A 16294-nucleotide genomic window follows, 5' to 3' on the forward strand; every position below is an offset into this window, starting at 1 on the left:
GTGAAACTTTAATCAGTGGGGGTTTTCTTCATCCCCCACTGATTATTAGCCCTCACCAATCGGGCTTTTACGGGCAGCTCATCCCCCTTCTAACTTCTTTGCTTTTCCAAATTTTGAGGTGGGGGTCTTACTGCCCGTTAATGCGGGATAAAAATATCAAGTAAAACAATTATGCTTTTGATTTTAAATACTGATTACCAATAGAATGAATGCTCTTTAGATTCCTAAATCATTAATTATATTTATATATTTTATCAATCAATGTACTATGCAATATTTTCAATATAATCTTTTTGTATAACTTTCTTCTAAAGAACGTGCGACTTCTTCTTCATTTGCATTTACTTTGGCATGATCAGCAAGCATTTTTGCTGCTGATGGTAATGCTTCTTTTTCTAACCAAGAATCTGGATTCCATAATTCAGAACGTATAAATGCTTTTGCACAATGGATGAAACACTCCTCTATTTTTACAACGATTCCGAGAAGTGGATTGCGACCCCTTACTTGCATTTTCTCTAAAATCTCTTCGTCTTTTGTGATAGTTGCACGCCCATTTATCCGTAATGATTCTCCAAGCCCTGGAATAAAAAAGATAAGTCCCACCCGTGAGTTAGATAAAATATTAAGGATAGAATCCACTCTCCGATTCCCCGGTCTTTCTGGAATTACAATTTGATTTTCATTTAAAACATATACAAATCCAGGTGCATCCCCTCTTGGTGATGCATCACAATGACCAAATTCATCTGAAGTAGATATTACTAGAAAAGGAGACTTAGATAGAAATTCACGACAATGATAATCGAGTGATGGGATCACTTTTTTCACCGCGCGTTCACTTGGATATCCTAAAATAAGACGTAATTCTTCTTCTGTTGAAATGAGCGAATTTATTTTTTTCTCGCCTAGTCCCATTCCATATACACTCCCTACTTAATTATCGTTATTTTCCCAAAATTACATACATTCATTGTATAATAAACTGTGCAGAAAGGGGAATATCAATGGCAGAATGGTTAACGATATTTGATACAGAAGGAAACAAAATTGGAAAAAAACTACGTGATGATGTACATCGTGACGGTGATTGGCACGAAACATTCCATTGTTGGTTTGTAGAAAAAGATAATGAAGACATCTTTCTACACTTCCAATTACGTGCTAAAAACAAAAAAGATTTCCCAGGAAAATGGGATATTACATCAGCGGGACATATTATGCATGATGAAGATGTACGAATAGGGGGTCTTCGTGAAGTAAAAGAGGAATTAGGACTTTCCTTTCAAGCTACTGATTTAGAGTACAAAGGCATTTTTAAAATCAACCATGAAATCCCGCATTTCATTGACCGTGAAATGTGTCATATGTATTTTCATGCTGTTACAAAACCACTTCCATTTGCTCCAGGTGATGAAGTTGAAGATGTAATGAAAGTAAATGCGACTTCTTTTTTACAGCTTTTAAAAGGAGAAATCTCATCTACAACAGGCATTCCAGTTTTAAACAAAAGCGCTAAATCTATTACAATAACATTTGAAGATATTTATCCATATGAGCTTGAATATTATGAATTTGTCGTAGAAAAAGGACGAGATATGCTAAAAATCAATAACTTCTAAAATTTAATTGACCCCCACTTAAATAGTGCAGGGGTCAAAACTATTTGTACTTCCTTAATAGAAAAGCTTGAAAATTTCACAAGTAAAGTTTATTGTTTCTCCAGTACCTTTAATTTCTTCTCCACCCGTATAAACAAACGAATGATTAATACTATCATAAGGATTAAAATAGCAATCATTGTATGTGGGTACCAAAATAGCAATCCGATTAAACTTCCTATTAAAATCATTAAAAGTCCATTTTGTTTCATAACTTCAGCGCTATATTGATTTCCAACATCCCACAAATCTTTATTTTTCATTGATCGCTTTGTTCGATATCCGTATACTGCGTTAATATCTGTTGGTGGATTTTTTTGCAATATGAGTGCGGATAGTATAAATATAATACCGATTAACAAGCTCACTCCTATATTTGCAAGCGCATATGTCATCTTATTCCCTCCATATCCACACACATATTTTCAAACTTATTTGTCAGTTTATAGTTTTATTATACAACAAAAACCAACCGAAAACCTATATTTTCCAAAAACAAAAATACACCACTCTTGTTTAAATGATGTACAAGCTGAATACAGTATTTTATATTTATAGGTCCACCTTATCGGTCATTTACTTTCTCTGTTTCGACGTATGAAACATGTTAGGAAGCGTCACGAAACGTGACCCTTTCACTTTCAGTTCAGGAATGATTCGATCTAGCGCATCCACAGATCCTTGCAAATGTCCTCCCGGTGTAGAATGCTGGAGTATAACACTTCCTGGAAACGCATTCCCTAACACAGTATTTGTAACCTGCTCTGCACTTACTCCTTTCCAATCAACTGTATCTACACTCCATTGTACGATCATAAAATTCTGTTCTGTCGCCCACTCTAATTGTTTTTCACGTATTTCACCATAAGGCGGACGTATAAACTTTGGTGCATACCCTATCAACTTCCGCAATATCTCTTCCGTTCTTACAATTTGATTACGATATTCTTCATCACTTACTTTAACTAAATTTGGGTGGTTATACGTATGATTCCCAACAGTATGACCCTCATTTGCAATTCGTTTTACTACATCAGGATATCTTTCTGCATTTTCACCAAGAAGAAAAAAAGTAGCTTTCACACCATAATTTTTTAACTTATCTAGTATTTGCGGAGTAAATACAAAGTCTGGTCCATCATCAAATGTAAGGGCAACTTCCGCTTTATTATATGGACCAGAAAATGCATAAGCATATTTTTCAACCCAAGAAAAAGGTGTCCACGAGCCTCTATCTTCTTCTGCACCTTGAACCTCATTCTTCAAACCAGCATTTAGCAAATCAGGCGTTACACTCAAATAGTTTTGATAATAAAATACATTCGAGTATGGCAAATAAGAATACATATTATATAAAGGCGTATTACGTTCTGAAACCCCTTGAAAAGGAGTTAGTATCTCTGATGGATAAAAATAATACATAATTAATAAAACCTCCCTAAAATTTTATATGCAGTTCATTCTTATTTTGTCAGGATGATTCATGTTCCTGAACAGAAATAAGACCGTCCCATTTTGGAACGGTCTTATTTCTATCTATCATACACTTAATAAATTGTTTGACTATCTTTTGGTAAAGATCTCACATGTTTTAGATAGCTTGTTACTCTAGCATCGTCTCCTTGTGGATATTCAAAACTAAAATAGCTAGCAATTCCGATTGCAGTTTCCCTAAATAAATCCCCCATTACAAAGAACGACTTCCAAATATTGTCATAATCTGCATTTGAAAATGTCTCTATATATTGTTTCCACAAATCATCCTCAAGATATTGTTCAAAATACTTCCCAAACTTTCCGGCGTTTACTGTAAAATTTGTTTTTATCCCAATATGCCATTCTAGCATTTGCATCAGCATATTTCGAACAGGACCTTCAAGCATTCCTTTTACATAAGGAAGTTCTTCTCTCCACAACCCTTTTGCTACATTTGTACTACACCACCAAAACTCATTACAGCAATCTGCAAATTCTTTTGCTGTTGGCCTTTTTATACAGTAATCCGAATCATTTGCTGGTGGAAATGGCTCAATAGCACCATCTTTATCAAAAAGAAGTACACTCAAACTATCTCCACCAAGAATTTCATCTATTAATTCTACTGAAACTAAAGTCAAATCGATTCGATTCCCGTCTATAAACTGCATCAAATAAGGAAAGCTTCCATCCTCTTCGGGTGGAACTAAAGTGCTTTCTTCTGGCATTTGTACAATCATTATTTTTCCAAATCTATTTATCCAACTGTGATCAGATGTGAATGACTGTATATCTTTCACAACATATACAATATCGTAATCTTGAAAACAATCTCTCTTCACATTCGGATTCACACGAGAACCATTCATAATCACTGCGCGAATACGCTCATCTTCTCTTGCTGCATTTAATATTAAACCCATCATTTCTTTTTCACTTCTCATATTTTTATAACCTCCAAATTTTATTAGTGTATTGTACTGCATTCATTTTGGAGGAGCACGAGAAGAGTTCCCTGTTTTCCATCCATGTTATAACATATCAAACATTTTTTGTTTCCCCCTCCTAGTCTAGTAGATCTATAATTGGCATCTAGACCTCATTCTTCTGTTACAAGCGCAATTACAAATCCATCATACCCCTTACTCCCTACAGTTTGGATCACAGTAGCAGTAACACGCGGTTCAGCAGCAATTCGATCCGCCACTTATCACAAGACCTGCACCTTGTTGATCTTCTACATAGTCTAGTGTCAATGTATTTACAATTTCAACGACCTTTGGATCCATGGCAACTTCAATACCATTTACTGTTTCTGTTACATCATTTTCTTGCGCTTCTCCTAAATTAATACCGTAGCTTGGTCCACAGCATCCAGCACCCTCAAATGTAAAACGTAGTGTTGAAACACCGTTTTCTTTCATAGCACTTTCAATAAACTCTTTTGCTTTATCTGTAATATTCATTTTCATTTCTCCCCTTCACAATAACTATTCAAATTTTTTATTTTACTAAAGATTTAAGCTTCTCATATCCCACAATATCTTCCGATTGCCACGGGATGATAACACAGTTATTTTGTGATTCCTTTTGAACCGCTTGAATCCACTGTACTTCAGACTGCGCCCTTCCTCTTAACACTGGATCACTTGTATGTGTTGCATAAAAACTTTGATTGATAACCCACCATTTTGGATTAATATCTGCACGTTTTAAGTCTCCTTGTAGACGACTTGCTTCATGTACTGGCGTAGCCTCCGCTAATGTTACGATGACAACACTTGTTTCCTCTGGATTGCGAAGACGAGGTAATAAGTTTTTCACAGACTGTGGTACTTCACCGGAAGAGCGTACAATTTCCTTATGATACGTTTGTGCCGCATCCAGTAACAATAATGTATGACCTGTTGGCGCTGTATCAATTACCACAATTTCATCATTTGCTTTCTCAACAATGTCGGCTAAAGCACGGAAGACTGCAATTTCCTCTGTACAAGGGGAACGTAAATCTTCTTCTAAATAAGCTAAACCTTCTTCATCTACCGTTTCTTTTGCTTTCTCAATGACTTCCTTACGATAATTTTCTACTTCTACCTTCGGATCAATTCGACTAATCGTAATATTCCCTTGTTCTCCATGCATGACATAATCAATGTGGGCTGCTGGATCAGTTGTAGTTAAATGTACATGATGGCCTTTTTCAGCAAGACCAACTGCAATTGCAGAGGCTACAGTTGTTTTTCCTACTCCACCTTTTCCCATTGTAAAAATAACTCTTTTTCCAGTCTCAGAAAGATCCGCAATCAAATTTTGAAGAGAAGGTACAGCAACCTCTTGTTGTTCTTCATCTAAAATTGAAAGATTCTCTATTGGTCGCACCAAATTTCTCATATTCTCTATGCCAGTAACATTAAACGGTACTAATGGAATTTCATAAATCGGAAGACCTTTTAATTCTTCTGCCATGTTTTCTAACGCACGTAATTGTCTCGTAAACAATGCTTTTGAAACACCATCATCTTGCACATAGTCTTTCAAGATGCCATTTACAAGTAGATATTGGTTGCTTACACCAATTTCTTTTAATTCTTTAGCTGCTCGTTGCGCTTCTTGTAACGGAGAACTATCAGGACGTGTAACAAGCAATAATGTTGTTTGTTTCGGATTAGATAATGCTTGAACTGTTTGACTATATAACTCTTTTTTATCTCCAAGACCTGCTAATGGTCCTAAACAAGAAGCTCCATGTGTACTTTCTTCTAGGAAACCACTCCATGCCGTTGGGAGCTGAAGAAGACGTAACGTATGACCTGTTGGTGCTGTATCGAAGATAATGTGATCGAATTTCGATGTTAACTCTTTATTTGTAAGTAACGTAGAGAACTCATCAAATGCTGCAATTTCTACAGTACAAGCCCCAGATAATTGTTCTTCCATCGTCGCAATTACTGTGTCAGGTAATTTCCCGCGATATGGGCCAACAACACGTTCCTTATATTCATAAGCCGCTGTTTCTGGATCCAGGTTAGCTACTTGTAAGTTCGGAACATTAAGAATTACTTTCGGCTTGTTGGTTAGTTCGATTTCAAACACATCTTGTAAATTAGAAGCTGGGTCAGTACTAATTAACAAAACGCGTTTCCCCATATCAGCTAAAGTAATTGCTGTTGCACATGCAGTAGATGTTTTTCCTACTCCGCCTTTACCAGTAAAGAATAAAAATGGTGTGAATGTTATTGTGTTTGGATTGTATAAGTTTGTCATTGCCTTTCACTTCTTTCTCTATTTTTTCACGTTTATCTTTAAACGTACGACTGGCTTTTGACTCAACTCTTTTTCCGTTATATCCGTTAACTGTACAAGTTCTTCATTTGTAAGATGACCTTTTTCTTTTACTACTTTTCCATCTACCAAAGTTACAGGCAACACGTCTGGTCCTTTATCCATTAATAATTGACTAATAACATTGTTATTTGCAAAAGCATCCGGCTCACTCGCAAGATTATAGCGTGTCACATCAATTCCTTTATTCTTCAAATTATTAACAGCTACTGAAATACGAATTAATTCTGGATCAACACTTGGTCCACAAACCCCCGTAGAACAACACATAGCAGGATCAAAAATTTCAATTTTTTTCATCTCTGATTTCTCCCCTTCTTTACAAAATAAGCCGAAAAAGAATTCTCGGCTTATTTTGTTTTCAATTATTCTCCTGTTTCAGCGAATTTTTTAATACGTTCGCCAATCTCATCACGAACTTTTTGGAATACAGACCAATCTTGACCAGCTGGATCATCAAATCCCCAGTGAACTCGTTTTACATGGGGTGGTGTTGTTGGACATACATCATTTGCATGACCACAAAGTGTTACAACAAGATCTGCTTTATCTAAAATGTCACGGTCAATGATATCAGATGTTTGGTCCGTAATATCAATGTCTACTTCTTTCATTGCTTTAATTGCATTCGGATTTACTCCGTGCGCCTCAATACCAGCAGAAAGTACATTCCATTTGTCACCTAAATATTTTTCACCCCAAGCTTCTGCCATTTGGCTACGACAAGAGTTTCCTGTGCATAAGAAGTAAATTGTTTTCTTGTTTTCCATGTTAATTCCACCTTTATATCAATAATTATTTTGGTTGTGTTTGAAAGTATTTACGTTGGAACCACAGTGCTACATTTACAAGAGCTATCATAACTGGAACCTCTACTAAAGGACCGATAACTGCTGCAAACGCTGCACCAGACTGGATTCCAAATACCCCTACAGCTACAGCGATTGCTAATTCAAAGTTGTTACTTCCAGCTGTAAATGCTAATGTTGTTGATACCCCATAACTTGCACCGATTTTTTTGCCCATAAAGAAAGAAACAAAGAACATCACTACAAAATAAATAAGTAATGGAATCGCAATACGTACAACATCAAATGGTACGCTAACAATCACTTCTCCTTTTAATGAGAACATCACAATGATTGTAAATAATAATGCGACTAATGTAATGGGGCTAATCTTTGGTATGAATACTTTTTCATACCATTCTCGCCCTTTTGTTTTTACAAAGATAAAACGTGTTAACATTCCTGCGATGAAAGGAATTCCTAAATAAATAAAGACTGATTTTGCAACCTCTGCCATTGTAATATCTACAACAGCTCCTTCAATTCCTAACCATTCTGGAATGACTGTTACAAACACATACGCGTATACTGAGAAAAATAACATTTGGAATACAGAGTTAAAAGCAACTAACCCTGCTGCATATTCTGTATCACCTTTCGCAAGGTCATTCCATACAATCACCATCGCGATACAACGTGCTAGACCAATCATGATTAATCCAACCATATATTCTGGTTTATCTTGTAAAAATATAATTGCTAAAGTAAACATTAAAACCGGACCAATAATCCAGTTTTGCACGAGTGATAATACTAATACTTTTACATCTTTAAAAACGCGCCCCATCTCTTCGTAGCGTACTTTAGCAAGCGGCGGGTACATCATTAAAATTAAGCCAATCGCAAGTGGGATAGAAGTTGTTCCTACCTGTAGACTATTCATTCCATCAACGAACCCAGGGAATAGATATCCAACTCCAATCCCTACTGCCATCGCAAGAAAAATCCAAAGGGTTAGATATCGATCTAGGAAAGATAGACGTTTTTTCCCCGTGTTGCTCATCCTTCTCACTTCCCTTTCTAACTATTTATTAACAACCACACCGGAGTGTAGGATTGCTCTTCTCAATTTGTTTGATTTTCTCTATTTGATCTGGTACATGGCCTAAAATATCTTCTAAAAGCGTATATAAATCACTTGCCTGATTTAAAGAATAATAAATCCATTGACCTCTACGCTCTTCTTGCACTAAGCCTAAATCCTTTAACTTTCGAAGATGCTGACTGATAGAAGGTTGACTCATATCAAATACTTCAAGAAGTTCACAGACACAACACTCACGTTGTTTGAGAATAGATACAATTGTTAGTCTTGTTTTGTCTCCTAATAGTTTTAATAACTGCGATGCTCTTGTTAATTCTATAACTGTTTTTTCCATACCACACCTACCCTTTTATAGTTAAATAAGCATATACTTATATATTGAGCGAAAATTAAACGTAATATTCGTTAAAAGGATTTATTTTAATTTCCTCTACTTCGAAATAAGTATATAACTAACTGCTTATATAATCAACTGAAAACAATTCATCTTTACAGTTGATTAAAAAGATTGTTGAAAAACCCATGTACTCAGAAGATGGCTCTTGTATCGAATTATGGTTCATCTTTATTAGTTCCTTACACAAAGGCATAACTATACTACGGTAAACATACCTTAATTAATGACTATCTAAATAACGGGGTATATGGATGGAATATAGAGTAGATACCGTACAAATGCATGTAAAACTATGAAATCTCTTCAAGACTGTGCCATGATGTGTGAACAAATGTGTGCGACATTACTTAAAAAAAAAAGAGCTGGCATACCACCAGCTCTTTTTCGCTTTATATGTTTTTTATTATCAATAATTACTAAAGTACTTTTATTGAATTCTCTTTATATCTCTGACTATGTCTTTATAAGGAGGGTTTGAGAGACCTGAATACTTTTTTACAACAGTTCCAGTCTGATCTACAAGATAAAAGCTTGTTCCATGAGTGACTTGATCAGAATCTTGTGGTTTATCTACAAGTGTTTGAAAGTTTTTCTTAGCAAACTCGGTAACCTCTTCTTGCGAATAACCAGTAAGAAAATGCCACTTGGATTCATCCATATCATAACGGCTCATAAATCCTTTGAGTTTCGAAGGAGTATCTACAGTTGGATCTACGCTAAATGATACAAACTCAACATTTTGAACTCCTTCATCTTTTAACATTCTTTGAAGCCTTTCCATGTTAGCTATTAAAGGTGGGCATACTGTTTTACAACTTGTAAAAATAAAATCTGCTACCCAAACCTTCCCCTTTAAATCATCCCGTCCAAATGTTTTTCCGTTCTGATCAGTATATGAAAAATTATCTAATTTCCAGTTTAACTGGTCTCTTAGTTTAGATCCACATGCTGTTAATAGAAGAATTACGCTAATAAGAACAAAAAAACTAATAATACGAAAGCTTTTCATACGAATTTTTCCCTTCTTTATGTGTTTATAGTGTCATACTATTGTTATAACCATTTGTAATAGGAAATAATTCACACGATGGCACTGTTTGTCTCTACATGCATAATTGTATCTAACTATTCCCGTTCTATAGGAACAAGCATAAATAAGAGCTGGTTATTCCTTTACCAGCTCTTATTTATGCTTTACTTTTATCTAGTATGCGTCTTACTCACAGTCTATATCATGGATGGTATCGTTACAGTCCGTATATAGACATTTATTTTTGCATATTCTTCATCATTTCCATGCAGTCTTCCATGCCCATTGTATTACAGTCATCTTTAGACATACAATCTTTCATCATTGTCATACAGTCCTTCATACTCATTGTCATACAATCTTCTTGATTCGTTGTTTTGTGTGGCGTTGGACTAGCAGCCAAAGCCGTTCCGCCAAATGCCATTAATGAAATAAATGAAGCGCCTAAAATAAGCTTTTTCATTATTTTCCTCTCCCAACATCTTATAATCCAGATGATAAAACCACCATCTACTACGATTTCGTAGTAGATAATTGTTATAGAAAAGAGAATTTGTCACAAAAATGACACACATGCTATAAGTAAAACAATTAAGAGAATGTGAATACTAGATTCCATCCAATCTACTAATGCAATAGATGGCCGCTTATATTTCCCTGTCAGAAGAACCTCAATTCTAGTATTAGTATCCTGAAAAGAATGATTTTGAAAATGAGCCATTGCAAATGAAGAAAGAGGTACATTTGTCATTAACTTATATAGTGCTGATGCAACAGGCTTCATTCCTACCTCTCGGATAGCAAAAGTATCTGCGTTGATTTCTTTTTCCATCAGATAGCGTGTATAAAACTTTTGAGAGATTGGTAAAAATGAAAAAACACGTGCCAAACTGTACCCTATTGATAATTTAAATGGATCTCTGTTTTGATAATGATAATACTCATGTTCTAATACAGCTTCTAATTCATAGGTTTGCAATAAGTCAATTAAACCAGTACTAACCAAAATATGAGGGCGAATAAATCCATGTGTAAATGCTAATGGATATGCAACTTCTACTATTTGAACTTTTACAGAATGTTTTCGTTGAAAAGCTTCGATTACAATTGATTCATAACAATCTATTTGATATAAAGCTAACTCAGCAATAAATTTTTTCGTCTTTTTAAACAAAAACAAAAAGGTCCCAGCTAAACATATAAAAAGAACTCCTACAATAATCGGTATAAAGGTAAGCCAATGATTCAATTGAATGTTGCAACAGTCCAATATACTGCCCATCCCCATACAACCTGGCATTGTTTGATAATGTAAAACAAAACAAGAACTTATAAACACAGTCGTAACATCAACTAACCATAAAACGTATATATTTAAAGTTGGAAATAATCGATACATTATTTTTCAACCTGCTCTAATTTTTGAATAAGTTCCTTTAACTTATGAAGTTGATCAGGGTTATGTCCAACAGCATCCACAAATTGCGTAATAGCTATATCTCCGTAATGATGGAGAAGATGTTCCACTTGTTCAGAAGAATTTTGTTGGATGAGTTCATTAGGGGTGTACTGTGGTTTATATACATATCCCTTTCCCAACTTACTACGCGTAAGAACCCCTTTTTTATCCAATCGATTCATTACTGTCATAATAGTTGTATAAGCATAATCATTTTGCTTATTTAATTCTGTTAACACATTTTGAACTGTTGCTTCTTTTCTAATCCAAATAACTTTCATTACTTCAAGCTCCAAAGGCCCTAGAATTTTTAACAATGCTTTATTTTCATAGTCACTCATTTTTACTCATCCTATTTTCGATATATCTTATATGATTCGATTTAAGTATAAAAGAAATAAAGAAGTATGTGAATGCACAGCAGGAAAACCAACCCATTCTCCATTCTTTTCTTTTATAACTAAATGTAAGAACTTAGCACCTTTCCCTACTCCGCAAATAAGTGCTAAGCCCCTTTGATGTTGCCACGGCAATCCAATATAATATAATCCTTGGTTTGACCTCAATATTTCCTCCGCGAATTAATTTTTTAAGTCAAAACCAAAAATAGATCACTTTGTTTTCGAAACCATAATCCGCGCTTTGTATTAGTTCCTGCATATAAGAGACCAATCTTTTCTAACCAATGAAAGATGCTTTTGTTCATGATTTTGAGTGGTAAAAATTTAAATGGATAGCTAATAGCAATCGTTACATCTTGACTTTCTGCAAGTTCAGTCGCAATTAGCGTACCAAAGTTTCCTCCTCCTATTACAAGGACAGGGCCATCTGGAATTTTCTTTGGTAATTGATATTGAGAAGAATAAATCTGAAACACCCCTTGTGAGAGGTTTTGAGAAATTGAAGGAATATATGGTTTCTGAAAGGAACCATATGCGATAATGACATGTTTAGAAAGAAATACTCCCCTATCGGTAGATACTTCAAATGTACTTTCTATTTTTTGTACTTTATGTACAGTCGTTTCCAACTATACTGGTAACGAAAAACGAACAGCATACATTTCAAGATAATCTGCAATTTCATCTTTTGTAGGAAACGCATTTTTATCTCCCTCTAACTTCATCCCTGGCAGTGAACTATATGACTTAGGTGTAAATAGAACCAAAGAGTCATACCTGTTTCTCCACGAATCTCCAATTCTTTTTTCTCCCTCAAATATTACAAAATAATAGCCTTCTTTCTTCAAGTAGTAACCCATGCTTAAACCAGCTTGCCCAGCACCAATTATAATAACATCTAACATGAGTCCACCTCTATTACTTACTTTTCAAGTTTTTTATATGAACAATCGTTCATATGTTCATATATTTTCATTCATTATAGTATTCCCTTTTTGCACGTCAAGGGATTTTTATCCAGTTTATCCTTAAATCTTCATAGTTAAAAATAGAGCAAATATATATTTTTCAGACTTTTTAAAAATATTTTGACACACATATTAGTCAATGCTAATATGAATGAAGAATAAACATATTAGTAATGACTAATACGATTGGAGTGAATACAATTGTGCAATATAAATGATTTAGATATAAAAGCCAAGTTTATTCGTGGCTTTGCTGATAAAACAAGACTTCAGATTCTTCAATGTATGATGGATGGGGAAAAAACGGTTTCTGAAATTGTAGAGATTATCAAAGGAAATCAGTCGAATATATCTCAACACCTAAACTGTTTAAAAGGATGCGGTATTATCCTGGGAAGACAAGAAGGAAAGTATGTCTACTATTCTTTACGAAATACACAAATCAAACAATTACTTACAATGTTTGATGTTGTATTTCATGAAGTGCAGAACGAGGTAGCATCATGTGATAAAAACGATGCATGCTTATCTCAAAAGGGCGCGAGTTGTCATGACTGATAAGAAAGAGAAACAAACGAGTTGTTGTCAAACTTCTTCGTATAGTGATTCTTCACTAACTCCCATCAAAAAAGAAGTAACAAAGGAAATATCATCATGTTGCTCTTCTCAAAATCAGAGTCCAATTGTACTCACTGTTAAAAAGGCTTCCTGTTGTAGTAATAGCACCGATACTGCGAAAACAGAAAATGACTCTTCTGATTCTTGTTGTGGGCCCAAACCAGAAAAGGTATCTTTATGCTGCTCTTCATTTGCCACACCAAAAGAAGAAGTGACACCAAAAGCTTCTTCTTGTTGTAGTGATAGTTCATGTGAAGACACACTACCTCGTGATACACCGAAAGTAACAGGTGATGGCGTACAAACATATCTGGTCGGAGGGATGGATTGTGGTGCGTGTGCTTTAACAATCGAAAAACATCTACAAAATGTTTCAGGCGTTCAAGAAGTCCACGTAAACTTTGCTACTGGAAAAATGCATATTCGTCATGACCGAAGTACAGATGACATTATAAAAGAAATTTCTAACGCAGGGTTTGAGGCATCCTTAGCAGGAAGTCGTAGGGGAGCGACACCAAATTCAAAATCTAAAGATACAACTTTGATTCTCTCAGGACTATTTTTAGCTTTAGGATTTTTCAGTGGTTTTGCAAATACATCCCCCCTTCTCATTACACTTCTTTATGCAGCTAGTACCCTAATTGGAGGATATAAACCTGCAAAAAGTGCTTTTTATGCCTTAAGAAGTAAGGCACTAGATATGAATGTTCTCATGATATCTGCTGCTATTGGTGCTGCTCTAATTGGACAATGGTTAGAAGGTGCAACGGTTGTTTGGCTATTCGCATTAGGAGCAACACTACAAAATAAATCTATTGAACGTACGCGCGAATCAATTCGTGGATTGATTGATTTAGCTCCCTCTGAAGCATGGGTAAAAGTTGAAACGGAACTTGTCAAAACATCCGTAGAAGATATTACAGTAGGCACAACAATTGTAGTGAAACCAGGTGAAAAAATCCCATTGGATGGGACCGTTATAGGAGGAAATTCTACTGTAAACCAAGCACCTATTACTGGTGAATCCATCCCTATTGATAAACAAATTGGTGATTCCGTGTATGCAGGAACGATTAATGAAGAAGGCTCTCTTGAGATTACGGTAACAAAACTCGTTGAGGATACTACACTGTCACGAATTATTCACCTTGTCGAGGAAGCACAAGAAAAGAAAGCACCTACAGAAGCATTTGTTGATCGTTTCGCAAAAATCTATACACCAATCGTCTTTCTATTAGCGATTAGCGTAATGATACTCCCTCCTCTCCTTGGCATGGGTACATGGATGGATTGGATTTATAGAGGACTAGAACTTCTTGTTGTTGCATGCCCTTGTGCTTTAGTCATCTCTACCCCTGTCGCAATTGTATCTGCTATTGGAAATGCTGCGAGAAACGGTGTCCTCATCAAAGGTGGTACAGCTTTAGAAATAGCAGGCTCATTAAATGCTATCGCATTTGATAAAACAGGAACATTGACTGAAGGGAAACCACAGGTAATGCATGTAAGAAGCCTAGATTGCCCTGAAAATGAATTATTATCAATTGCGACAACGATTGAGGAATATTCTAATCACCCAATCGCAAGAGCAATCACAACATACGCAAAGGAACAACAAATTTCCGTTCAAGAAGGAAAGGAATTCCGTGCAATTGTAGGAAAAGGTGCGCAAGTAAATATCAATAGAGAAACCTATTATGCTGGAAATGCTGCTCTATTTGATGATTTAGGTACCTCTCTTCAAGTTTGGAAAGAACCGATTCAAGAAATGCAACGAATTGGTCAAACGGTAGTACTTATCGGAACAAATCATACGATTCTTGGAATGATTTCTGTAGCTGATTCCATCCGCTCGACAACTTATCAAACAATCCAAGAATTAAAACGAACAGGCATTCGAGAAACTGTTATGTTAACGGGAGACAATGAAGGAACAGCTAATCACATTGCCCAGAAAGCAAAAGTGGATCGTTACTTTGCTAATTTACTTCCAGAAGATAAAGTTCGCTCTGTAAAACATCTCCAATCTGAAGGGAAAACTGTGGCTATGATTGGAGATGGCATCAATGATGCTCCTGCTCTTGCTACAGCGAACCTTGGGATTGCCATGGGTGGTGCTGGAACTGATACAGCAATGGAAACAGCAGATATTGTACTTATGGCAGATAACCTTGAAAAGCTTCCTTATACAATGAAACTAAGCCGTAAAGCACTACACATAATCAAACAGAACATCTGGTTCTCATTGATTATTAAATTTATTGCACTTGCTTTTATCTTCCCAGGTTGGCTCACACTTTGGATTGCTGTACTTAGCGATACAGGGGCCGCACTTCTTGTTATCTTAAATAGTATGCGCTTATTACAAAACAAGTAATCTGTTAGGAGGCTATCACATAGCCTCCTTATACATAATAAAGAAATGAAAGGGGATACATATGAAAAAAGTTCGTACTATAAGATTACTGATGATTGTCAGCATGATTGTATTTTTAAGTGCATGTGGTGAACCAAAATTGAAGGACTCATTGGACTGGAAAGTAGAGAAGTTTTCGTATACCGATCAAAACGGAAAACCTTTTGGGCTATCGGACCTAAAAGGGAAAGTATGGGTCGCAGACTTTATTTTCACAAGTTGTGAAACCGTTTGTCCACCTATGACAGCCAATATGACAAAACTTAAAAACATGTTGAAAGAAGAAGGAATCAATGATGTAGAATTTGTTTCATTCAGTGTAGACCCTACTGTGGACAAACCAGAAAAACTAAAAGAATTTATGGAACGCTATGATACCGATGTTTCCAAATGGCACTTTCTAACCAATTATACACAAGAAGAAATCACCTCTTTTGCTAAAAATAGCTTCCAAGCATTTGTAGATAAACCAGCAAGCACAACACAAGTCATTCATGGGACAAAACTTTATCTTGTAGATAAGAATGGAATTGTCGTAAAGAGCTACTCAGCTCTTACAAACACACCATATAAAGAAATTATTCAGGATATTAAAACCATTCGTTAATTTACAAAATAAAAATTAAGGAGCGA

At 35.5% G+C, this 16294-nt stretch carries 18 protein-coding genes and 2 pseudogenes; 4 read left to right on the forward strand and 16 right to left on the reverse strand.

What is annotated here, in order from left to right; translation table 11 throughout:
- Positions 1-279: 279 nt before the first annotated feature.
- The gene (locus JDS96_RS10850) at positions 280-918 is read right to left on the reverse strand and encodes a pyridoxamine 5'-phosphate oxidase family protein (protein ID WP_003196998.1); all 639 of its coding nucleotides are present in this window, start codon (positions 916-918) and stop codon (positions 280-282) included.
- A gap of 89 nt (positions 919-1007) precedes the next feature.
- Here JDS96_RS10850 and JDS96_RS10855 point away from each other — a divergent pair, with 89 nt between their 5' ends.
- A complete protein-coding gene (locus JDS96_RS10855; RefSeq protein ID WP_003196996.1) occupies positions 1008-1622 on the forward strand; it encodes an NUDIX hydrolase in 615 nt (204 codons plus the stop codon).
- Positions 1623-1711: 89 nt separating this feature from the next.
- On the opposite strand, the gene JDS96_RS10860 is transcribed toward JDS96_RS10855, so the two are convergent.
- From JDS96_RS10860 to JDS96_RS10935, 15 genes and pseudogenes are all read right to left on the reverse strand, one after another.
- Complete coding sequence (locus tag JDS96_RS10860; protein ID WP_033796066.1) at positions 1712-2056, reverse strand: SdpI family protein; 345 nt, start codon at positions 2054-2056, stop codon at positions 1712-1714.
- A 181-nt stretch (positions 2057-2237) separates the two neighbouring features.
- Entirely contained in the window at positions 2238-3083 is an 846-nt protein-coding gene (locus JDS96_RS10865; RefSeq protein ID WP_003196991.1) for a peptidoglycan-N-acetylglucosamine deacetylase, read from the reverse strand.
- A gap of 125 nt (positions 3084-3208) precedes the next feature.
- Positions 3209-4081, reverse strand: a complete 873-nt coding sequence (locus JDS96_RS10870) for an aminoglycoside 6-adenylyltransferase (protein WP_199666777.1) — start codon at positions 4079-4081, stop codon at positions 3209-3211.
- A 155-nt stretch (positions 4082-4236) separates the two neighbouring features.
- Positions 4237-4332 (reverse strand): annotated as a pseudogene (locus JDS96_RS10875) (methyltransferase); the annotation flags it as partial.
- Positions 4322-4603 carry a HesB/IscA family protein gene (locus JDS96_RS10880; RefSeq protein WP_016114534.1) on the reverse strand — a complete coding sequence of 94 codons (282 nt, stop codon included), beginning with the start codon at positions 4601-4603 and terminating at the stop codon, positions 4322-4324. The gene JDS96_RS10880 and the pseudogene JDS96_RS10875, both read right to left, overlap by 11 nt.
- A 37-nt stretch (positions 4604-4640) precedes the next feature.
- On the reverse strand, positions 4641-6401 hold the full coding sequence (gene arsA / locus JDS96_RS10885) for an arsenical pump-driving ATPase (protein ID WP_098158714.1): 1761 nt from the start codon (positions 6399-6401) through the stop codon (positions 4641-4643).
- 18 nt (positions 6402-6419) lie between these two features.
- Positions 6420-6779, reverse strand: coding sequence for an arsenite efflux transporter metallochaperone ArsD (arsD, locus tag JDS96_RS10890; RefSeq protein WP_199666778.1), 360 nt, complete (start codon positions 6777-6779; stop codon positions 6420-6422).
- Positions 6780-6844: 65 nt separating this feature from the next.
- A complete protein-coding gene (gene arsC, locus JDS96_RS10895) occupies positions 6845-7249 on the reverse strand; it encodes an arsenate reductase (thioredoxin) (RefSeq protein ID WP_016114531.1) in 405 nt (134 codons plus the stop codon).
- 25 nt (positions 7250-7274) lie between these two features.
- Complete coding sequence (gene arsB, locus JDS96_RS10900; protein WP_016114530.1) at positions 7275-8330, reverse strand: ACR3 family arsenite efflux transporter; 1056 nt, start codon at positions 8328-8330, stop codon at positions 7275-7277.
- A 28-nt stretch (positions 8331-8358) separates the two neighbouring features.
- Positions 8359-8706 carry an ArsR/SmtB family transcription factor gene (locus JDS96_RS10905; protein ID WP_016114529.1) on the reverse strand — a complete coding sequence of 116 codons (348 nt, stop codon included), beginning with the start codon at positions 8704-8706 and terminating at the stop codon, positions 8359-8361.
- A 490-nt stretch (positions 8707-9196) separates the two neighbouring features.
- Positions 9197-9778, reverse strand: a complete 582-nt coding sequence (locus JDS96_RS10910) for an SCO family protein (protein WP_199666779.1) — start codon at positions 9776-9778, stop codon at positions 9197-9199.
- Between the two features lie 259 nt (positions 9779-10037).
- Entirely contained in the window at positions 10038-10262 is a 225-nt protein-coding gene (locus JDS96_RS10915; protein WP_016114527.1) for a hypothetical protein, read from the reverse strand.
- A gap of 93 nt (positions 10263-10355) precedes the next feature.
- Positions 10356-11198: a M56 family metallopeptidase gene (locus tag JDS96_RS10920; protein ID WP_199666780.1), complete on the reverse strand. Its 843-nt coding sequence runs from the start codon at positions 11196-11198 to the stop codon at positions 10356-10358.
- Positions 11198-11599: a BlaI/MecI/CopY family transcriptional regulator gene (locus JDS96_RS10925; protein ID WP_016114525.1), complete on the reverse strand. Its 402-nt coding sequence runs from the start codon at positions 11597-11599 to the stop codon at positions 11198-11200. Before JDS96_RS10925 ends, JDS96_RS10920 begins: the two co-directional genes overlap by 1 nt.
- A 27-nt stretch (positions 11600-11626) precedes the next feature.
- Positions 11627-12564, reverse strand: a pseudogene (locus JDS96_RS10935) (flavin-containing monooxygenase).
- Positions 12565-12828: 264 nt separating this feature from the next.
- On the opposite strand from JDS96_RS10935, the gene JDS96_RS10940 reads away from it, so the two are divergent.
- From JDS96_RS10940 to JDS96_RS10950, 3 genes are all read left to right on the forward strand, one after another.
- Positions 12829-13185 (forward strand): ArsR/SmtB family transcription factor, encoded by a 357-nt coding sequence (locus JDS96_RS10940; RefSeq protein ID WP_016114521.1) that lies wholly within the window; start codon positions 12829-12831, stop codon positions 13183-13185.
- Complete coding sequence (locus tag JDS96_RS10945) at positions 13178-15622, forward strand: heavy metal translocating P-type ATPase (RefSeq protein WP_199666781.1); 2445 nt, start codon at positions 13178-13180, stop codon at positions 15620-15622. The genes JDS96_RS10940 and JDS96_RS10945 overlap by 8 nt, the downstream gene beginning before the upstream one ends.
- 61 nt (positions 15623-15683) lie before the next feature.
- A complete protein-coding gene (locus tag JDS96_RS10950; RefSeq protein WP_016114519.1) occupies positions 15684-16268 on the forward strand; it encodes an SCO family protein in 585 nt (194 codons plus the stop codon).
- Positions 16269-16294: the final 26 nt, after the last annotated feature.

Source organism: Bacillus cereus group sp. N21, from assembly GCF_016483395.1.
In the GTDB taxonomy this organism is placed as follows: Bacteria; Bacillota; Bacilli; order Bacillales; family Bacillaceae_G; genus Bacillus_A; species Bacillus_A pseudomycoides.

Coding starts and splice junctions, on each gene's coding strand:
- JDS96_RS10850 (WP_003196998.1), bottom strand. CDS start 918: ATGGGACTAGGCGAGAAAAAAATAAATTCGCTCATTTCAACAGAAGAA.
- JDS96_RS10855 (WP_003196996.1), top strand. CDS start 1,008: ATGGCAGAATGGTTAACGATATTTGATACAGAAGGAAACAAAATTGGA.
- JDS96_RS10860 (WP_033796066.1), bottom strand. CDS start 2,056: ATGACATATGCGCTTGCAAATATAGGAGTGAGCTTGTTAATCGGTATT.
- JDS96_RS10865 (WP_003196991.1), bottom strand. CDS start 3,083: ATGTATTATTTTTATCCATCAGAGATACTAACTCCTTTTCAAGGGGTT.
- JDS96_RS10870 (WP_199666777.1), bottom strand. CDS start 4,081: ATGAGAAGTGAAAAAGAAATGATGGGTTTAATATTAAATGCAGCAAGA.
- JDS96_RS10880 (WP_016114534.1), bottom strand. CDS start 4,603: ATGAATATTACAGATAAAGCAAAAGAGTTTATTGAAAGTGCTATGAAA.
- arsA (WP_098158714.1), bottom strand. CDS start 6,401: ATGACAAACTTATACAATCCAAACACAATAACATTCACACCATTTTTA.
- arsD (WP_199666778.1), bottom strand. CDS start 6,779: ATGAAAAAAATTGAAATTTTTGATCCTGCTATGTGTTGTTCTACGGGG.
- arsC (WP_016114531.1), bottom strand. CDS start 7,249: ATGGAAAACAAGAAAACAATTTACTTCTTATGCACAGGAAACTCTTGT.
- arsB (WP_016114530.1), bottom strand. CDS start 8,330: ATGAGCAACACGGGGAAAAAACGTCTATCTTTCCTAGATCGATATCTA.
- JDS96_RS10905 (WP_016114529.1), bottom strand. CDS start 8,706: ATGGAAAAAACAGTTATAGAATTAACAAGAGCATCGCAGTTATTAAAA.
- JDS96_RS10910 (WP_199666779.1), bottom strand. CDS start 9,778: ATGAAAAGCTTTCGTATTATTAGTTTTTTTGTTCTTATTAGCGTAATT.
- JDS96_RS10915 (WP_016114527.1), bottom strand. CDS start 10,262: ATGAAAAAGCTTATTTTAGGCGCTTCATTTATTTCATTAATGGCATTT.
- JDS96_RS10920 (WP_199666780.1), bottom strand. CDS start 11,198: ATGTATCGATTATTTCCAACTTTAAATATATACGTTTTATGGTTAGTT.
- JDS96_RS10925 (WP_016114525.1), bottom strand. CDS start 11,599: ATGAGTGACTATGAAAATAAAGCATTGTTAAAAATTCTAGGGCCTTTG.
- JDS96_RS10945 (WP_199666781.1), top strand. CDS start 13,178: ATGACTGATAAGAAAGAGAAACAAACGAGTTGTTGTCAAACTTCTTCG.
- JDS96_RS10950 (WP_016114519.1), top strand. CDS start 15,684: ATGAAAAAAGTTCGTACTATAAGATTACTGATGATTGTCAGCATGATT.